General features: G+C 73.0%; 12 protein-coding genes. 4 read left to right on the top strand and 8 right to left on the bottom strand.

The features are described 5' to 3' along the window. Positions 1 to 2: 2 nt before the first annotated feature. The 4 genes from BKE41_RS23205 to BKE41_RS23190 all read right to left on the bottom strand — a co-directional run bounded on the left by BKE41_RS23205 (position 3) and on the right by BKE41_RS23190 (position 4,323). Positions 3 to 2,279 (bottom strand): molybdopterin cofactor-binding domain-containing protein, encoded by a 2,277-nt coding sequence (locus BKE41_RS23205; RefSeq protein ID WP_083374404.1) that lies wholly within the window; start codon positions 2,277 to 2,279, stop codon positions 3 to 5. A 10-nt stretch (positions 2,280 to 2,289) separates the two neighbouring features. Next, positions 2,290 to 2,736, bottom strand: a complete 447-nt coding sequence (locus BKE41_RS23200) for a (2Fe-2S)-binding protein (RefSeq protein ID WP_012321362.1) — start codon at positions 2,734 to 2,736, stop codon at positions 2,290 to 2,292. A gap of 105 nt (positions 2,737 to 2,841) precedes the next feature. After that, positions 2,842 to 3,798, bottom strand: coding sequence for a GlxA family transcriptional regulator (locus BKE41_RS23195; protein WP_043343180.1), 957 nt, complete (start codon positions 3,796 to 3,798; stop codon positions 2,842 to 2,844). 180 nt (positions 3,799 to 3,978) lie between these two features. Further along, positions 3,979 to 4,323, bottom strand: a complete 345-nt coding sequence (locus BKE41_RS23190; protein WP_012321360.1) for an MliC family protein — start codon at positions 4,321 to 4,323, stop codon at positions 3,979 to 3,981. A 421-nt stretch (positions 4,324 to 4,744) separates the two neighbouring features. Here BKE41_RS23190 and BKE41_RS23185 point away from each other — a divergent pair, with 421 nt between their 5' ends. Further along, the gene (locus tag BKE41_RS23185; protein WP_012321359.1) at positions 4,745 to 6,718 is read left to right on the top strand and encodes an EAL domain-containing protein; all 1,974 of its coding nucleotides are present in this window, start codon (positions 4,745 to 4,747) and stop codon (positions 6,716 to 6,718) included. A 31-nt stretch (positions 6,719 to 6,749) separates the two neighbouring features. Here BKE41_RS23185 and BKE41_RS23180 read toward each other — a convergent pair whose 3' ends face one another. From BKE41_RS23180 to BKE41_RS23165, 4 genes are all read right to left on the bottom strand, one after another. Then, on the bottom strand, positions 6,750 to 8,321 hold the full coding sequence (locus BKE41_RS23180; protein ID WP_029361449.1) for an ABC transporter substrate-binding protein: 1,572 nt from the start codon (positions 8,319 to 8,321) through the stop codon (positions 6,750 to 6,752). Between the two features lie 59 nt (positions 8,322 to 8,380). Further along, positions 8,381 to 9,001: a glutathione S-transferase N-terminal domain-containing protein gene (locus BKE41_RS23175; RefSeq protein ID WP_012321357.1), complete on the bottom strand. Its 621-nt coding sequence runs from the start codon at positions 8,999 to 9,001 to the stop codon at positions 8,381 to 8,383. Between the two features lie 67 nt (positions 9,002 to 9,068). Continuing rightward, on the bottom strand, positions 9,069 to 10,103 hold the full coding sequence (gene ruvB, locus BKE41_RS23170) for a Holliday junction branch migration DNA helicase RuvB (protein WP_071000156.1): 1,035 nt from the start codon (positions 10,101 to 10,103) through the stop codon (positions 9,069 to 9,071). Beyond that, positions 10,104 to 10,358, bottom strand: coding sequence for a hypothetical protein (locus BKE41_RS23165; RefSeq protein ID WP_012321355.1), 255 nt, complete (start codon positions 10,356 to 10,358; stop codon positions 10,104 to 10,106). Positions 10,359 to 10,574: 216 nt separating this feature from the next. Between BKE41_RS23165 and BKE41_RS23160 the strand changes: the two genes are divergently transcribed. The 3 genes from BKE41_RS23160 to BKE41_RS23150 all read left to right on the top strand — a co-directional run bounded on the left by BKE41_RS23160 (position 10,575) and on the right by BKE41_RS23150 (position 15,020). Beyond that, entirely contained in the window at positions 10,575 to 11,675 is a 1,101-nt protein-coding gene (locus BKE41_RS23160) for an L-dopachrome tautomerase-related protein (RefSeq protein WP_063111409.1), read from the top strand. A 150-nt stretch (positions 11,676 to 11,825) separates the two neighbouring features. Then, positions 11,826 to 12,182 (top strand): hypothetical protein, encoded by a 357-nt coding sequence (locus BKE41_RS23155; protein WP_071000155.1) that lies wholly within the window; start codon positions 11,826 to 11,828, stop codon positions 12,180 to 12,182. A gap of 261 nt (positions 12,183 to 12,443) precedes the next feature. Then, the gene (locus tag BKE41_RS23150) at positions 12,444 to 15,020 is read left to right on the top strand and encodes a PAS domain-containing protein (protein ID WP_071000154.1); all 2,577 of its coding nucleotides are present in this window, start codon (positions 12,444 to 12,446) and stop codon (positions 15,018 to 15,020) included. Positions 15,021 to 15,194: the final 174 nt, after the last annotated feature.

Genomic DNA, 15,194 nt, shown 5'->3' with positions numbered 1-15,194 from the left:
GCTCAGGCGGCGCCGAGCTTGGTGTTGGCCATCGGCAGGGCGCGGATCCGCTGGCCGGTCAGCGCCGCGACGGCGTTGAGCACCGCGGGCGGCACGCCCGGCAGCCCCGGCTCGCCGACACCGCCCATCGGCGCGCCGCTCTCGACGATGCGCACGTGCACGGCCGGCATGTGCTCCCGGCGCAGGATCGGGTAGGTGTCGTAGTTCTGCGACTGGCGCACGCCGTCCCGGTAGACGATCTGCTCGAACAGGACCGAGGACAGGCCGAGAGCGGCCGCCGACTCGACCTGCGCCTTGACGATCGCCGGGTTGACGATGCTGCCCGGATCGAACGCGATCCAGAGATTGTGCACGCGGGCCTCGCCGCCCTCCACGGACACCTCCGCGACGGTGGCGGTCTCCGACCCGAAGGGCGAGGCCATCGCGACGCCGCGGGCGCGCTGGCCGCCCTCGGCCCGGTAGGGGCCGCGCCGCCAGCCGCCCGACATCTCGGCCACCGCCGTCAGCAGGGCGCGGTGGCGGGCGCTGTCCGCGAGGAGCGCCATGCGCAGCGCGAAGGGGTCCTGCCCGCCGGCCTGCGCGACCTCGTCGAGGAAGCTCTCGTAGAACGCGTCGTTCATCGAGTGGCCGACGGAGCGCCAGAACGCGATGTTCACGGGATGCGCGACCTTGGTGAAGGTCATGCGCCGGTTCGGCACCGCGTAGGGCTTCTCGACGATGCCCTCGACCGCGGACGGGTCGACCGGCGTCCGCATCATCATGCTGAAGTAGCGGCCGATCGGTCCCTCGCCGACCGTGCGCACCGTGACGGCGGTCGGCCGGCCCGCCGCGTCGAGGGCCGCGCGGAACCGGCTGAAGCTCAGGGGCCGGACCGCGTCGCGGGCGAACTCCTCCTCGCGCGACCACAGCACCTTCACGGGCCGCCCGGTCGCCTTGGCGAGCAGGATCGCCTGCGGGAACGGGTTGCCGGCCTCGTAGGTGAAGTGCCGGCCGAAGAAGCCGCCGAGCATCGGCGAGTGGATGCGGACCTGGGCCGGCTCCAGCCCCGCGACCTTGGCCGACACCGCCTGGAACACCTCCGGCATCTGGTTCGGCAGCCAGACGTCGAGGGTGCCGTCGCCGTTGAACCGCGCGATCGCCGAGGGCGGCTCGAGCTGGGCGTGGGCGAGGTAGGGTGCCTCGTAATCCGCCTCGACCACCTTGGCGGCGCTGGCGAAGGCGCCCGCCACGTCGCCCTCCGCCTCGGCGACGTGGCCCGGATCGGCCGAGGCCTTCAGCGCCGCGAGCATGCCGGCGGAGGAGAAATCGGCCGCCACCGTGTCGAGGCCGCTGGCCTTGCCGGCGGACCAGTCCACCTGCAGCGCCTCGACGGCCTTGCGGGCGCGCCACCAGCTGTCGGCCGTGACCGCCACGGCCCCCGGCAGGCGGTGCACCGCGTGCACGCCCGGCATCGCCCCGATCTCGGCCTCGTTCTTCAGGCTCTCCGGCTCGGTCCCGAGCCGCGGCGCGTGCTGCACGGCGGCGTAGAGCATGCCGTCGACCTTCTGGTCGATCGCGTAGATCGCCCGGCCGGTCGACTTGTCCCGCGCGTCGATCCGCGGGACCGACCTGCGGATGTAGCGGAAGGTCCGGGGGTCGCGCAGGGCGACGCCCTCGTTCGGCTTCAGCGCCAGCGCGTCGGCCGCCAGGGCGCCGTAGGGGAGCGCCGTGCCCGATGCCGGGTGCAGGACGACCCCGTCGCGGGTGGTGAGTTCGCCCTCCTGAACCTTGAGCCGGGCCGCGGCGGCGCGGATCATCAGGTCCCGGGCGGTGGCGCCGAGGCGCCGCATGACGTCGTAGCTCGACCGGGTCGAGAAGCTGCCGCCGGTCATGCGGATGCCGTTCACGACGGCGTAGTCGGGACCGGGCGGCGCGCATTCCACCACGAAGCGGGACGGCGGCACGTCGAGTTCCTCGCCGACGATCTGCGCCAGGCCGGTGGCGATGCCCTGACCGCCCTCCACGAAGGGGCTCAGCAGCCTGATGGTCCCGTCCGGGTGGATCTCCAGGAAGGCGGCGACCCGGGTGCCGGGCTTGGGCGCGAGGGCGCCCGCACCCTCCGCGGGGCCCTGCGCCTCCGCCCGGGCGGCGCGGAGAGGCACGACGGCGCTCAGCACCAGGGCGCCGCCGGCCGCCGCGAGGACACCGCGGCGGGAGGGGGAAGGCCGGCGGGCCGGGGCGTCGGGGACGGGATCGACGAGGGGCGCGCCGTGACGGGCGGAATCCAGGAGCTGGTCCATGGCGGCCTCCTCAGGCGGCGGCCTGCCGCACGGCGGCGGCGATGGCGTTGTAGGTCCCGCACCGGCACAGGTTGGTCATCGCCTCGGCGATCTCGGAATCGGTGGGCTTGGGCGTCTGCTTGAGGAGGGCCGTGGCGGCCATGACCTGGCCCGACTGGCAGTAGCCGCACTGGGGCACCTGCACGGAGACCCAGGCCTCGACGACTTTCCGGCCGACGGCGTCCTGCTCGATCGCCTCGATGGTGGTGACGGCCTGGCTGCCGACGCTCTCCAGCGGCACCTGGCAGGAGCGCGTCGCCTGCCCGTCGAGGAGCACCGTGCAGGCCCCGCACTGGGCGATCCCGCAGCCGTACTTGGTGCCGGTCATCCCGAGTGTGTCGCGCAGGACGAAGAGGAGCGGCGTGTCGGGCTCGGCCTCGACCGCGCGCGGCTGGCCATTGATCGTCAGGTTCACCATGGCCGCGTTTCTCCGAGGATCGGCTGAGCCCCCGGCCATGCTTACGGTCGCCCCCCGGGATCGGCCTACGTCAAAAAAGCCACGTTTCCGGCCATGTCCGCGCGATCAGGCGACCGCGAGCGGCCCGGCCGCCCGGCGGATCGTCCGCGGCACCGCGCCGTGGACCCGGAGGAACGCGCGGCGCATCCGCTCGCGGTTGGCGAAGCCCGCCTCCTGGGCGATCTCCTCGATGGGCAGGCGGCTCTCCTCCAGCATCAGCTTCGCGGCCTCGACGCGGATCGTCTCGATGGCCTTGGCGGGCGAGACGCCGGTCTCGGCCCGGAACAGCCGGGTGAACTGGCGCGGGCTGAGGCAGGCCACGGCGGCGAGGTCCTCGGTGGTGAGCGGCCGCCGCAGGTTGCGGCGGGCGTGGGCGAGGACGCTCTGGATCCGGTCCGTGCGCGCATCCACCTCGAGCAGCGCCGAGTGCTGCGCCTGGCCGCCGGCCCGGCGGCGCTCCATCACCAGGCCATGGGCGACGCGGTGGGCGAGGTCGCGGCCGTGGTCGCGCTCCACCATGCCCACCGCGAGGTCGATCGCCGCCGACATGCCGGCCGAGGTCCAGATGTTGTCGTCGGCGATGTAGATCTTGTCGATGTCCAGCCGGGCCGCGGGATAGCGCTCGCGGAACTGCGCCGCGAAGTGCCAGTGGGTCGTGGCGCGGCGCCCGTCGAGCAGGCCGGCATCGGCCAGGACGAACGCGCCCAGGCACAGCCCCGCGACCCGCCGGGTCGCCCGGGCCGCCGCCCGGAGGTAGCCGGCGAGGCCCGGCGTGGTCTCCGGGAGCCCGATCCCGGCCGCGACCAGGATCGTGTCGAAGGCGTCCGGCGCGCCCAGGGGCTCGGTGGCGATGTCGGGGCCCAGGCCCGCGCGGACCCGGCCGCCCTGCTCGGCGAGCACGCGGACGTCGTAGAGTGTCGCCCCCGCGTACTTGTTGGCCAGCACGAACGGCGAGGTCACCGCCAGGGCCATGAAATCGAAATCGGGACAGACCACGAGGCCGATCCGCCGCACGACAGCCATGGACCACCGCTCCGCTTCGCCGGCGGCCAACATCAGGCCCCGGCCGGGCCGGCACAAGAGTCGTGGCCGGAAAGGAGGCATCCGCGTCCGGAACCGCTCCCGGAGCGGAGTTCGGCGAAGATCTCAGGGCCGATCTCGGGGCCGGTCTCAGGGCCCACCCCCTGCCCGGCTCCGGACGTTCTAGCGCGGCTTGGCGTCGGCCGGGGTGGGGTCGGTGCAGGTGACGGGCTTGCCGGACCCGTCGGTCCACGTGACCGACCGCCCCTTGCCCCGGAGTTCGTGCGTGGCGTCGGCGTAGCGGTATCCCGAACCGCTCATCTGCACGGGCAGGGTGACGGCGGCGCCGTTCGCCGGCCGGACCACCGCCTTGTCGGGCCCCGCCGCGTTCACGAACGTGACGGCCAGCGCCTGTCCGTTCGAACAGGCGAAGGTCACGTCGATCGTCTCGGCCCGCCCGGGCCCGGCGGCCATGGACAGGCCGCCGAGGAGGATCGCCAGGCGGGCGGCCCGGTCACGGGTTCTCATCGGTCTCTCCCCAACCTCCCGGCCTCGGCCGCGTCGCGGCGGCGATCATCGCCGGGATGCGCCGCGCGGGCAATCGACGGGCAGGCAGCCAGTCCTGGCGGCCCGCCGGGAGTCCGGGCACGGGCGAGACCCGGCGTGGCATCGGGTCGGGCCTGCCGGGCCGGCGCGGGACCAGCCGATGAAGATCTGAAATCAAGCCCCAGCAACTGAGTCAATAAAATTCACGGCGCCACTCAGTCAAGACAGGGCAGATGTCGCCGAAACTCCGATCGATCGCCATCACGTCTTCTGAAGATCGCCGATAAAGGGGTCCCGAGAGCGCGCGGCCAGGCCCCGGACGACTATTTTCCTCTTTCGTCGCTTAAATGTCTCCTTAATCAATCAAAAATAGTAATAGGAAAATAGCGCAGCCACAGCTCCGATGAACCGTCCTAGACATCTGCTCTCGTTACTGATCGCGTCGTTGACCGCATCCGCCCGCGGCCTGACCGCCACGCGTCAGCTCGCGGAGCTGCAGAAGCAGGTCCCGAGCCTCTACGGCCTGCTCTCGGTCAATGCCGGCGCCCTCGCCGTGACGCATTACGGTCTGGCGCCCGCTTTCCTGACGCTCGGCATCCCGGCCGTCGTGATCTCGCTGTGCGTGGTGCGGGCGGCGCACTGGCTGCGGCTGCGGCCCGAGACGTTCGGCGAAGCGCGGGCGTCCCGTCACCTGCGGCTGACCACGGTGCTCACGGCCTTCTTCTCGGTCGCCTTCGTGATCTGGGCGATGGTCCTGAACCGGTACGGCGGCCCCTACGAGCAGGGCCACGTGGCGATCTTCGTGGCCGTCACGGTGATCGCCTGCATCTTCTGCCTGACGCACCTGCCGGTCGCGGCCTTCCTGGTGACCGGCATCGTCATGAGCGTGTTCCTGTTCTGCTGCGTGACCAGCGGGAACGACGTCTTCCTGGCCATCGCCGCCAACACGGCCTTCGTCACGGCGGTGATGGTCCGCATCCTCAACACCAACTACCGGGCCTTCGTCGACCTCGTCGCGTCCCAGGCCGTGGCGAGCCGGCTCTCGGAGGAGAACGCGCGCCTCGCCCAGACGGACAGCCTGACCGGCCTGCCCAACCGGCGCTACTTCTTCCAGAAGCTCGACGAGGCGATCCGGTCGTCCGCGGGAACGGAGACACCCTTCGCCCTGGCGATCTTCGACCTCGACCGCTTCAAGCCGATCAACGACACCTACGGGCACAATGTCGGCGACCGGGTCCTGGCGGAGGCCGGCCGGCGCCTCGCGGGCTTCGCGGGCGCCGACGCGGTGGTGACGCGGCTGGGGGGCGACGAGTTCGGCGTGCTGCTGCGCGCGCCGGATTCGGCCGCGGCGGCGCTCGCCTTCTGCGACGGCGTCTGCACGGCGCTGCAGCAGCCGATCCAGATCGGCGACATCCGGGTCGTCACGGGCTGCTCGGGCGGGCTCGCCCTGCCCTGCCGGATCTCGCACGACGCCGACGCCCTGTTCGACCGCGCCGACTACGCGCTCTACCACTCCAAGGAGCAGCGCCGCGGCGCGACGACCCTGTTCTCGCAGGAGCACAAAGACGCGATCCGCGCCGAGCAGGCGGTGGAGACGGCCCTGCGGACGGCGGATCTCGCCGCCGAGATGGTGCTGCACTACCAGCCGGTCCTCGACCTCGAGACGGGCCGGACCGCCTTCGTGGAGGGTCTGGCGCGCTGGACGAGCCCGACGCTGGGCCGCGTCGCGCCGGACCGGTTCATCGCGGCCGCCGAGCGCTGCGGCATGATCCACACGGTGACGCTCCTGCTCCTGCGCAAGGCGCTCGCCGACGGCGCGCGGCTGCCGCCCGGGACCGGCCTGTCCTTCAACCTCTCCGCCCACGACCTCGCCTCGCCGGAGACCGTCCTGGCGATCCTGGCGGCGGTACGGGGCAGCGGCCTCGACCCGCGCCGCCTGACGCTCGAACTGACCGAGACCGCCCTGATGCGCGACTTCGATCACGCCAAGGCGGCCATCACCACCCTGCGCAGCCTCGGCATCAAGATCGCCCTGGACGATTTCGGGACCGGCTATTCCAGCCTGGGCTACGTCCACCGCCTGCCCCTGGACAAGATCAAGATCGACCGCGGCTTCATGGCCGACATCGACACGGACCGGGGCTGCAGCCTCGTCTCCGCGATCCTGGACCTGTGCCGCAACCTCGGCCTCGACGGGATCGTCGAGGGAATCGAGACGCAGGCCCAGCTGGACGTGGCGCGGCGGCACGGCAGCCGCTACGCCCAGGGCTACCACATCGGCCGCCCGATGCCCCTCGGCGACCTGCTGGAGCGGCTGGAGCGCGAGGGCGCGGCGGAAGCAGAGGCAGAGGCCGGCACGGTGCGCCGGAGGGCCTGAGGCGGCCCCGGCGCGCGGCGGAGCCGCGCCCTCAGGCGCGCCGGAGGTTCCAGAGGATCGGGAAGCCCGGGAGGCGGCCCGTCAGGTCGCGCCGGTAGGACGTCATCGAGCGGTAGGAGCCGACCGGCACGAACACGACCTCCTCGAGGGCGATCCGCTGCATGTCGGCGCAGATCGCCCGGCGCGCCTCCGCGTCGGAGGCCGCGAACCACGCGGTCCGCAGCGCCTCCAGCCGCGGCACCGACGGCCAGCCGAACCACGCGTTCGGCCCGTTGGCCCGGAGCGGCTGGAGGGCGGCGGGGTCGGCGTTGTCGAAGGACGAGAAGGTCGTGAGCAGCACCGACCAGCCGCCCTTCTCGACGGGCTCGCGCGAGACGCGCCGCTGGATCACCGTGCCCCAGTCGCTCAGGGCCAGGTCGACGTTGAAGCCGATCCGGGGGAGCAGGTCGGCCGCGACCTGGGTCAGCGCCGACGGCGCCAGGATGTCGGTGGGGCCGATCAGCCGGATCTTCGCCCCGTCGTAGCCCGAGGCCTTGAGCGCCGCCCGGGCCGCCTCCAGGCTGCGCGGCCCGGTCAGCGCCTCCAGGCCGGCCTGGCTCGCCATCGGCGTGCCCGGCGTGAAGATCCCGCAGCGGTCGTCGTAGGTGGCCGGATCGTCGCCGACGATCGCCGCCATGAAGTCGCTCTGGACGATCGCCGGCAGCACCGCCCGGCGCACCGCGACGTCGTCGAAGGGCGGCTGCAGGTGGTTCATCCGCAGGATCGCCGGGTTGGTGAGCCGGTCGAGGCCCTCCACCACGATGTCGCGGTTGCGGGCGAGCAGCTGCTGGAGCTCGGGCGGCGGCTGCTCGTACCAGTCGATCTCGCCGTTCTGCAGGGCCGCCGCCGCGGTGGCGCCGTCGGCGATGATCCGCCACTCGATCCGGTCGAAATGGGCGACCTTGCCGCCCGCCGTCAGGCTCGGCGTCCCGGGCGCCGGCACGTAACCGGGGTGGCGCTCGTAGACCATCAGGCTGCCCGAGTTGAACTCGTCGGCCTTCCAGCGGAACGGCCCGGAGCCGGTGGCGTCGGTGATCTGCTTGAACGGATCGGTTTGGGCGATCCGCTCGGGCATGACGAAGGCCGGCTGGCTGACGCTCGCCAGCGCCTGGGGCAGGAGCGGGAACGGCGCCTTCAGGCGGAACACGATATCGGTGTCGCCGTCGTGGGCGAGTTCGTCGGTGGCGGCCATCAGGGTCTGGCCGAAGCCGTTGCGCGCCGCCCAGCGCCGGATGCTGGCGACGCAGTCCCGCGCCAGGACCGGCGTGCCGTCGTGGAAGCGCAGGCCCGCGCGCAGGGGGATCGTCACCCGGCGCCCGTCCTGCTCGACCTTGAGGCCGGCCGCCATCTGCGGCCGCGGCCGCAGCTCGGCGTCGAGGCCGAACAGCGTGTCGTAGATCACGTAGGCGTGGTTGCGGGTGACGATCGCGGTCGTCCAGATCGGATCGATCGAGGTGACGTTCGCCTGGGGGACCATGCGCAGGACCCGGGCGCCCTGCGCCCGCCCGACGGCCGGGGCCGCCAGGGCCGCGGCCCCGGCGGCGAGGAAGGTGCGTCGCCTCATCGTCACTCCCCGAACGGTGGACCTCCGCGTCGCAAGCGCCGGACCAGGGACGCCCCGCCTCAGCTCAGCGCGACGGCGAAGCCCCGCTGCACGGCGGGGCGCGCCATCATCCGGTCGTACCAGCGCCGGACCTGCGGGTAGTCGGCGAGGTCGACCTGATGGCGCTCGTGGCGCCACGCCCAGCCGAGGATCGCGAAATCCGCCACCGAGAGCGGTCCCGCGACGTACGCGACCTGCGCGAGGCGCCGGTCCAGCACGCCGTAGAGCCGGTGCGTCTCCGTGCTGTAGCGGGCGAGCCCGTAGGCGCGGTCGGCCTCGGCGACGGTCAGGAAGTGGTGAACCTGGCCGGGCATGGGCCCGAAGCCGCCCATCTGCCACATCAGCCATTCCAGGGCGGCGACGCGCTGCCGCCGGTCCTCGGGCAGGAAGCGGCCGGTCTTCTCGGCGAGGTAGAGCAGGATCGCGCCGGACTCGAAGACCGGGATCGGCGACCCGTCCGGCCCGTCCGGATCGACGATGGCGGGGATGCGGTTGTTCGGGCTGATCGCCAGGAAGTCCGGCGCGTGCTGCGCGCCCTGGGTGATGTCGACCGGGATGACCCGGTAGGGCAGCGCCATCTCCTCCAGCGCCACGCTGATCTTCCGGCCGTTGGGGGTGTTCCAGGCGTACAGATCGATCATCGCGGGCGCCTCCGCCGTGCGGAGGGAAGCTAGGGCCGGCCGCGGGGTCCGGCAATTCGGCCGGCGCTCAGGCCGCGACCGCGGCCGCCTCGGGCTCCGGCAGGCCGAGATGCCGGTAGGCGTGTCGTGTGAGGACGCGGCCGCGGGGCGTGCGCTGCACGAAGCCGCGCTGGATCAGGTAGGGCTCGATGATGTCCTCGATGGCGTCGCGCGGCTCCGACAAGGCCGCGCCGATGGTCTCGATCCCCACCGGGCCGCCCCCGAACGCGCGCGCGATCAGGCTCAGGTACTTGCGGTCCATCACGTCCAGACCCGCCCCGTCCACGTCCAGGAGCTGCAGCGCCCGGTCGGCGATCGCCCGCGTCACCGTCTCGGCCTCCGCCACGACCGCGAAATCCCGCACCCGCCGCAACAGCCGCCCCGCGATCCGCGGCGTGCCCCGCGCCCGCCGGGCGATCTCGTTGGCGCCCTCCGCCGACATGCCCAAGCCCAGGACCCGCGCGCCGCGCGCCACGATCTGCTCCAGCTCGTCGATCTCGTAGAACTCCAGCCGGATCGGGATCCCGAACCGGTCGCGCAGCGGCGTCGTCAGCAGCCCCGCCCGCGTCGTGGCGCCGACCAGGGTGAACTTCGGCAGCTCGATCTTGACCGAGCGCGCCGCCGGGCCCTCGCCGATGATCAGGTCGAGCTGGTAATCTTCCATGGCCGGGTAGAGGATCTCCTCGACCGCCGGGTTGAGCCGGTGGATCTCGTCGATGAACAGGACGTCGCGCTCCTCCAGGTTGGTGAGCTGCGCGGCCAGGTCGCCGGCCTTGGCGATCACCGGCCCGGAGGTCGAGCGGAAGTTCACGCCCAGCTCGCGCGCCACGATCTGGGCCAGCGTCGTCTTGCCCAGCCCCGGCGGACCGACGAACAGCACGTGGTCGAGCGCCTGACCGGTCTTCTTCGCAGCCTCGATGAACACCTGCATGTTCGCACGCGCCGCACGCTGACCGATGAACTCCGACAGGCTCAGAGGGCGGATCGTCCGATCCGCCTCCGCGGCGGTCGCCTCCGCGCCCGGGAGCGGTCCCGGGCGGGCCGTCTTGATCGGCGCCGCCATTCAGGCCGCCCTGGCGCGACCCGACGCCTTCTCGAAGGGCTGCACGAAGGGCTGCACCAGGACCCGCCGGCCCGAGAGGTCGTGCACGCTCACCCGCCACTCGGCCCAGTCGGTGCGGTTGGCCAGCGACTGCCGCACGTCGGAGGCGACCTTCCGGGCCCGGTCGACGAGGCGTGCCGTCGCGCGGACCTCGGTGCCGCGGGCGTCGAACACGCATTCGAGGCCGTTGGTGCAGTGGAACCGGTACTTGGCCATCCCTCGCTCCTCCTCGGCCGCCCCGCGCGGCGCTCACCGTCTGTTCACTATATGTTCTCAAATCGGCGGGATCCAGCCCCGGCGAAGCGTCGCAGGCGTCCCCGGCGCGGCCCGCGCGCTGGCGGTTCGGCTGCGGCCGATGGGGTCGGCCCGGAACACCGCGCGTCCCGCGGACTTACCGGGCGAGACGCTTCACCGCCGGACCGGGATCCCACCATGCGCGCCACGCTCCTCGCCCTCCTGCTGGCAACCGGCCTGGGCACGCCCGGCCGCGCCGCCGAGGCGCCGGCCGGATCCGACGCCCTGAAGCCGATGGTGGAATCCAACGACCTCGTCTTCAACGGCATCACCCGGTCCTCGGACGGCCGGCTGTTCTCGCCGTTCCAGCGGCAGAGCAAGGATTCGGGGATCGAACTCGGCGAGTGGCGGGACGGCAAGGCGGTGCCGTTCCCCGACGCGGCCTGGAACGCCTGGAAGACGGGCGACGACCCGGCCAAGGCCTTCGTGGCGGTCAACGCCATCCGGATCGGCCCGGACGGGGACCTCTGGGTGGTCGACAAGGGCGCGCCCGGCATGGGCGCGGCGCCGCTGCCGGGCGGCCCGAAGCTCGTGCAGATCGACCTCGCCACGAACACCGTTCGTAAGGTCTACCCGCTGCAGGCGGCGACCACCGAGAAGAGCTTCATCGACGATTTCCGCTTCAACGGCGGCCACATCTACCTGACGGATGCCGGCCAGCCCGGTCTGATCGTCCTCGACCGCGAGACCGGCGGCCTGCGGCGGGTGCTCGACGGCCACTGGTCGACCATCGCGCAGCGCCCGCTGACCGGTCAGGGCCGGGTGCTCCGGGACGACAAGGACAAGCTGCTGTTCATCCACGCGGACCAACTGGAAGTCTCGCCGGACGGGAAGACCTTCTACTACCAGGCGTGCACCGGGCCGCTCTACAGCATCGAGACCCGGTACCTCGACGACGCCGCCGTGAGCGACGCCGAGCGCGCCGAGCACGTGAAGCTCCACGCCGCCACGGTGGCGACCGGCGGCACCGCCATCGACGCGGCGGGCACCATCTACGCGAGCGACACGGACGGCCTGCGGATCCTCAAGATCGCGCCGGACGGGACGATGAGCACGCTGGTGCAGGACCCCCGGCTCGTCTGGGTCGACGCGATGTGGATCGACGAGCAGGGCGGCCTGTGGATCCCGGCGGCGCAGATGAACCGCACGCCGGCGATGAGCGGCGGCGCGGCCTCGGCGGTCAAGTTCCCGACGACGATCTACCGGATGCAGATCGACGCCAAGCCGCTGCGCAACTGAGGCCGGTTCAGCCTGTCTCAGGCGCGGCGTTGCGTTCGGCGCGCGGCGGCTGACGGCGAACCGGGATCCGGGGTTACAAGTTGGATCGAGGCGGGTGCCGGGTCCGAGACCCGGCACCGTGACCCGGCACGACGATAGGATGGACCGACCATGCGCAGGATGCAGTCGTCGCGGCGGGCCGCCGCCTTCCTGGCTGCCGGCCTGATCGTCGCCTTCGCCCCGCCGGCGCGGGCCGACGCCGCCCTGGTCCTGCGGGAGACCCGGCTGCACACGCCGCCGGACTCGCACGAGCCGCAGCGGGCGATGGTCAACCTGCGCAACACCGGCCCGGACCTCGCGACGAACGTGACCGTCCTGTGCACCTTCACCGGAGCCGGCGGGGCGGTGCTCGACACCCAGCGGGCCTCGGTGCCGGAGGTCGTGGGCCTCGCCGACGTGCAGGCCGAGACGATCTACTACGGCTGGCCCCGCGCGAGCAGCGCCACCTGCCGCCTCGCCGAGCCGTAGCCGGCGGCCCCATCACCGGGACGCACGCCCGCCGGTCTCGGGGCCGCCGGGGCCTCCGAGGCAGCCTCAGCGGTTTCCGCGCGTTGTGGTCGGTTGCCGTGGCGTCCGAGGTCCGTTTCCGGCAGAAGGCGTCCACGACCCGCCACTCTGTCGCAGCGCCAGCCCCGTGCCCGTATCACCCGCCCTCCCAGCCCCGGCGATCCGCCCCGACCGCCCCGCGCGGCCGGCGGGGGACGCGGTCGCGACGCACGGACGCTGAGCGTGGACGAGACGGGGACCGAGGCGCTCCTGCGGCGCGCCCGCGCGCTGGAAGAGGAAGCCGCCGGCCTCCGGGCGCGGGCGGCCGCCGCGCGGGAGGACGCCCGGCCGCTCCCGCAGCCCCCCGCGGACTCGGACAGGACCGGCCGGGCCCTCCGGGAGGCCGAGGCGCGCCTGCTGCGGGCGCAGGAGGCGGGCGGGATCGGCCTGTTCACCGTCGGGGTCGACGACGGGCTCCTGCACCCGACCCCGCAATTCTGCCGGCTCTACGGGCTGCCGGAGCGCGACACCTACCCGGCCGAGCTGGTCGAGGCGCTGATCCTGCCGGAGGACCAGGCGCTCATCTCGACGGCGGCGAGCCGGCGCCGCGGCGACGCCCCGCGGGACGTCGCCTACCGGATCCGGCGGCCGGATACCGGGGAGATCCGCTGGATCGCCCGGCAGGGGGAGATCGAGCGCGACGCCGCGGGGCGGCCGGTGCGGTTCTCCGGGGTGGCGCGCGACATCACCGAGCAGCGGGAGGCCCGCGACGCCCTGCGCGCCGGCGAGGAGCGCTACCGGACCTTGTTCGAGGCCATCGACGACGGCTTCTGCATCATCGAGTTCTTCGACGGCCCGCACGGCCCGCTGAGCGACTACGTCCACGTCGAGGCCAATCCCGGCTACGAGCGCCACACCGGCATCGCCGGCATCGTCGGGCGGACGCTGCGCGACCTCGTGTCGGCCGCGGACGCGGAGGCCTGGCTCGAACTCTACGGCGGCGTGCTGCGCTCCGGACTCCCGATCCGGTTCGAGCGCTTCTTCGCCCAGGCCGACCGCTTCATCGACGTCTCGGCCGCCCGGATCGGGCCGGCGAGCCGGCGCCAGGTCTCGGTGCTGTTCCGGGACATCACGGCGCGCCGGCAGGCGGAGGACGCCCTGCGCACCAGCGAGGCGCTCGCCCGGACCAACATCGAGCGCGTGCAGCTCGCCCTCGCGGCGGGCGCCATCATCGGCACGTGGCACTGGGACCTGCCGAGCGACCGGTTCACGGTCGACGAGGGCTTCGCCCGCAGCTTCGGCCTCGACCCGGCGCTCGGCCGGGACGGCATCCCGCTCGCCCGGATCGTCGCGACCGTGCACCCGGACGACCAGGCCGGGCTGGCGGCCGCCATCAACGCGGCCGTCGCCCGGGGCGGCGCCTACGCGCACCAGTACCGGGTGCGCCGCGCCGACGGGCACTATTACTGGCTGGAGGCCAACGGCCGCGTCGACCACGCGCCCGACGGCACGCCCCTGAGCTTCCCCGGGGTCCTGATCGACGTGGACGAGCGCCGCGCCGTCGAGGCCGAGCGGGACCGCGTCGCCGCGGCGCTGCGCAGCCTCAACGAGACCCTGGAGCAGCGGGTCGCCGAGCGGACGGCCGAGCTGATGCGCGCCGAGGAGGCCCTGCGCCAGTCGCAGAAGATGGAGGCGGTCGGCCAGCTCACCGGCGGGCTCGCCCACGACTTCAACAACATGCTGGCCGGGATCGTCGGCTCGCTGGAGCTGATGCAGACCCGGATGCTGCAGGGGCGGGTCGGCGACCTCGACCGCTACATCGGCGCGGCGCAGGGCGCGGCCAAGCGCGCCGCCGCCCTGACCCACCGCCTGCTGGCCTTCTCGCGCCGCCAGACCCTCGACCCGAAGCCGACGGACGCGAACCGCCTGGTCGAGGGCATGATGGAGCTCGTCCGCCGCACGGTCGGCCCGTCGGTGGCGATCGAGTCGGTCGGGGCCGGCGGCCTGTGGCCGACGCTGGTCGACCCGAGCCAGCTCGAGAACGCGCTGCTCAACCTGTGCATCAACGCCCGGGACGCGATGCCGGCGGGCGGGCGCATCGTCATCGAGACCGCCAACCGCTGGCTCGACCACCGGGCCGCCCAGGAACGCGAGCTGGAGCCGGGGCAGTACGTGACGCTCTGCGTCTCGGACAACGGCACCGGCATGACCCCCGACGTGGTCGCCAAGGCCTTCGACCCGTTCTTCACCACCAAGCCGATCGGCGAGGGCACCGGCCTCGGCCTGTCGATGATCTACGGCTTCGCCAAGCAGTCGGGCGGGCAGGTCCGGATCTACTCGGAGGTCGGCCAGGGCACGATGGTCTGCCTCTACCTGCCCCGCCATCTCGGCGAGGCGGAGGCCGAGGTGAGCCTGCCGGACCTCGCCCACGCGCCCCGCGCCGAGCAGGGCGAGACGGTCCTGGTGGTGGACGACGAGCCGACCGTGCGGATGCTGGTGACCGAGGTGCTGGAGGATCTCGGCTACGCGGCGATCGAGGCGGCGGACGGCGCCTCGGGGCTGAAGGTGCTCCAGTCGGACGTGCGCATCGACATGCTCATCACCGATGTCGGGCTGCCCGGCGGCATGAACGGCCGCCAGATGGCCGATGCCGGCCGCCAGCACCGCCCGGACCTGAAGGTCCTGTTCATCACCGGCTACGCCGAGAACGCCGCCCTCAACCACGGCCATCTCGGGCCCGGGATGCAGGTGATGACGAAGCCCTTCGCCCTGGAGGCGCTCGCCACCCGCATCCGCGGCATCATCGGCGGCGAGGGCTGAGGTCCGGCGGCCCGGGCCGGCGGTGCCCCCGGGCACACGGCGTCGCAGGCCCGCGCGGAACGGGTTCGCCGGCCCGCGCGTCATTGCCATACCGCGCCGGCGCGCCCATGAGGGCGTCGTCGCGGGCGTCCTCGCGGGCGTCCTCGGCACGGTGCCCGTCGGTCGGGCGGACCC

Source organism: Methylobacterium sp. C1 (assembly GCF_001854385.1).
GTDB lineage: Bacteria > Pseudomonadota > Alphaproteobacteria > Rhizobiales > Beijerinckiaceae > Methylobacterium > Methylobacterium radiotolerans.
This window is presented reverse-complemented; position numbering and strand designations above follow the sequence as displayed.